Origin of the sequence: Pseudanabaena sp. 'Roaring Creek', assembly GCF_001402795.1 — a bacterium.
Lineage (GTDB): Bacteria > Cyanobacteriota > Cyanobacteriia > Pseudanabaenales > Pseudanabaenaceae > Pseudanabaena.
Genome location: NZ_LIRE01000372.1, coordinates 1 through 3821, shown reverse-complemented (window position 1 = coordinate 3821; position 3821 = coordinate 1). Strand labels below are relative to the sequence as shown.

The 3821-nt window shown below is 45.6% G+C and carries 3 protein-coding genes; 2 read left to right on the top strand and 1 reads right to left on the bottom strand.

Annotation, left to right across the window (positions count from 1 at the left end):
* The first annotated feature begins 536 nt into the window (after positions 1–536).
* The gene (locus AC805_RS12595) at positions 537–986 is read left to right on the top strand and encodes an NAD(P)H-quinone oxidoreductase subunit N (RefSeq protein WP_055075758.1); all 450 of its coding nucleotides are present in this window, start codon (positions 537–539) and stop codon (positions 984–986) included.
* Between the two features lie 38 nt (positions 987–1024).
* Here AC805_RS12595 and AC805_RS12590 read toward each other — a convergent pair whose 3' ends face one another.
* Positions 1025–2368, bottom strand: coding sequence for an efflux RND transporter periplasmic adaptor subunit (locus tag AC805_RS12590; protein ID WP_055075757.1), 1344 nt, complete (start codon positions 2366–2368; stop codon positions 1025–1027).
* A gap of 221 nt (positions 2369–2589) precedes the next feature.
* Here AC805_RS12590 and AC805_RS12585 point away from each other — a divergent pair, with 221 nt between their 5' ends.
* Positions 2590–3606, top strand: coding sequence for an adenylate/guanylate cyclase domain-containing protein (locus AC805_RS12585; RefSeq protein WP_055075759.1), 1017 nt, complete (start codon positions 2590–2592; stop codon positions 3604–3606).
* Positions 3607–3821 lie beyond the last annotated feature (215 nt).

Here is a 3821-nt window from a genome sequence, read left to right as displayed (position 1 = left end):
GACGTTCAAGTTGTCGATTGAACATATTACGCGATCGAGTAGCCATAAACCCCAAGAATTGACTGGCGGCGCTTCTCGCCGCTAGTCAATTCTTGGGGTTTGATTTGTCCTAAATCAAGTGAATATTGCTAAGTAGCTAGGCGCAAGTAAATATAAAACCCAGAATCAAACCCTGTAGCGCACGCGCAGCGTGCGCTACAGGGTTTGATTCTGGGTTTTAATAATGCCCAGATATTTATATATAGCAGTAGCCAGTTATGTTAGGACAAAAACAAAACCCAGAAGAGTGTTGCGGCGCTTTGCGCCGCAACACTCTTCTGGGTTTTATGTCTTAACTTATATGGCTATAGCTATATTGCAACGTAAGGTTTTGAGATTCCCAAAATGGCGTTGCCATTTTGGGAATTGGGATTACAGTTTTAGTTAATGTCTCAAGTTTTTGATGGATACGATAAATATGCTGTGAGTATGCATTTGCTTTCTAGGTATAAAATACTGTTAGCTCAATAATTTAGCGTTCAGCATAGGATGTCAACATGCCATTGATTGCAACCGATAAAATTGTCAAAGACCTCGAAAAAGCAGGGGCTTTAGCAATGCGTGTTCCCCCTGAAGGTGGTTATGAAGGTCGCTACCAACTTCGTCTAAAGAATGCAGGTTATGAAATTCTCTTTATCACCGCAAGGGGTTTAGGTGATGTGAATAGTTACCTGACCGATGTTCATGGTGTGCGTCCCTCCCACTTGGGCAAAACCGAAATTCGCACCTATTTTATTCCCCCTGCAATCCAGTTTCGCCTCAATGCTTTACCAGCGAAGTCCAAAGGCTTAGTGGTATGGTTAATCGAGGGGAAATATCTCTCTAAGCAAGAATTAGAAACTCTCAGCCAGATTCCCGATCGCGATCCGCGTGTCAAAATCGTGATTGAAACTGGCAGCGATCGCGAAGTCACTTGGCAACCCCTCAAACAAGCTGTCGCCGCATAAAATAATAAATTAGGGGGCGCTAAGCGCCCCCCAATTTATTATTGAGGTTTGGCTTTGGTTTCGGGTAGCTTCACGAATACGTGATCGCCTACCTTTGCCCCACTCAGAATTTGCGTCTGGTTATCCACCGTCGTGCCGATGGTAACTTGGCGGAATTGGGGCTTACCCTTCTCATCGGCAATCAATAGCCCTGTTTTGCCTTCTTGGGTAACGATTGCCACCGTCGGCACGACCAGCGCGTTATCAATTTTTTGACCGATAAAGCGCAGATCGGCATTCATTCCCGATTGCAATTTATCCTTGCCAGTTTCTAAGGTGACGCGGACTTGAAAAGACGTAACATTTTGCTCAATAACCGCCTCAGGAGCAATCAGACGCACCTTACCCTTAAAAACCTCTGAAGGGAAGGCATCCGCAATAATTTCTACTTCTTGTCCGATCTTAATTTGTGAAATATCTACTTCAGGTACTTTCGCGATAATTTCTAAGCCATTAGCGATCGCCACAATCGAAGTAGAGGTCGATGAGTTAGTAGAGGATGCGCTCGTAGTGGGCGTGACAAAGGCTCCTGCATTGGCATATTTTTGAGTAATGATGCCCGTAAAGGGAGCGCGAATCACCGTATCCTCAATCTGCACTTCGATGGTGCGAACGCCTGCGATCGCTTGGGCGAGTTGCGCCTCGGCTTGAGCGATATCTTCCGCCCGACTACCATTGCGCGACGAATCTAAAAGGCGATTGGCTTCAACAAGATTGGCTTGAGCCGTGAGTAAATCAGCCTGAGCGCTGCGATCATCGGTTAATACTTCATCAAAGCGATCGCTGGAAATTGCCCCTTCAGTCTGCAATCCCCGAAAGCGCGAAGTCTTCATGCTTGTTAAGGCTAACCGCGATTTCGCTGCCTCCAAACGCCCCCTTGCCGATTCAGCACGAGCTTGAGCGGCGGCAATATCCTCAGGACGACTACCGTTGCGTAATTTGACTAGATTGGCTTCACTAGCGGCGGCATTAGCCTGCGCCTGATAAAGCTGAGGAACTAGATTGCTACTGTCCATTCTGGCAATTACTTGTCCTCGATTGACCCGCGCCCCTTGTTCAACCAATAGCTCAACCAATTGCCCTGCTTGCTTCGGGCTGAGGTTAACCGTTTCAATGGGAACAACGGAACCACTAGACTTAATTTTGATCGACAAAGATTTAGACTCAACCAGTTCAGTTTTATCATTGACTGTTGTCGAACTTTGGCTAAGCCCAGTCAGGGCGCGAAAAGCGACAAAGCCACCACCTAGCAAAACAACGAGTAAAACTACAACTAGCCAAGGCTTTTTCCAAAGGGTTTTAAGCCGATTATTTTCTTGTTTTGGGGAAATAGTAGTTTGCATCGAGTTTAAATTTAACCGAAGCCGGCAGGACAGAAAATTATATTTGTGATAATAACCTATGATACATCGGTTAATTTCACATCACTCCCCAGAATCATTGCTCTGGCTTTTGGCTATATTCGCGAGCATCAAAAAAACGCTATATTAACTAAAGCCAAGACTCAAAGAGACGCAGAATATTTGTATACCTATAAATTCATATTTTGGGGGTTATTAACCTTGTGAGTCAGCCTGCCACAAATTGGGATGAGCAACCACACATCGTACTTCACGGATCTCAAAGTACGATACAGATTCCTCTTGTGAATGCGTATTCTTGGACATTAGGAAGGGGATCGGAAAATGATATTCCTCTGTCTGACAAATGTGCGTCACGCAACCATGCTATGTTCCAAATTGTTGGAGACAGTAACTATTTTCTCATCGATCTCGGCAGTCGCAACGGTTCCTTTGTGAATGGACGGCGTGTAACTATTCCTGTGAGCTTAAAGAGTGGCGATCGCATTACCCTAGGCGAAACAAATTTAGAATTCTATTGTCCTGAAATTACCACTGCGCCTGACAATGGAGCGGCTCAAACTGAAGAAACAACCGATGCGGTGGCGACTGCCATGTTGCACAAGCGTCAATTAATTACAGTTTTGGTAGTCGATATTCGCGACTTCACGAAACTTACCCAACAAATGGACGAGCATATTCTCTCGGAAGCGATCGGGACATGGTTCCGTCGTGCGGGTGAGATCATCGATCGCCACGGCAGTTGGGTTGATAAGTACATCGGTGATGCGGTAATGACCGTTTGGATCCATGAAGCGGCAAAAGGATCGGATACCGTCACGACCCAAGATATGCTTAAGGTTTATCGCGCCCTCTACGAACTCTATGAAATGAGTAACGAACTCAACCGCCAGTTTGAATTTCCCTTTCAACTGCGCGTGGGCGCGGGAGTAAATACGGGCTACGCTATGGTCGGACAGATGGGAACTAGCGAACATCCAGACTATACGGCTCTCGGCGATACCGTTAATGCAGCCTTCCGTCTAGAGTCATCAACCAAGCAATTAGGGTTGGATGTTGCGATCGGCTCGACTACCTACAGCCATACCCCCTATGCTGCGGTTTTATTGTCCCTGAGACAATATTCCGTAGAACTAAAGGGATATACCACGCCGACTATTACCTATGCGGGAACTTTTAACGAATTAGGAACCTATATCAAAAAACTGGATGCCGAATGAGATGATACCAAGTTAAGAAATGGCTACGCCATTTCTTAACTTGAAAACCCCTACTAGTTTTGGTTTTTAATTCACAAATTTAAAAATATAGCTATAGCTACAGTCACTTGACTTAAGACAAATCAAACCCCAAGAATTGACTGGCGGCGCGAAGCGCCGCCAGTCAATTCTTGGGGTTTATGTCCTAGTACAATTGGCGACATCAAACCCAATAG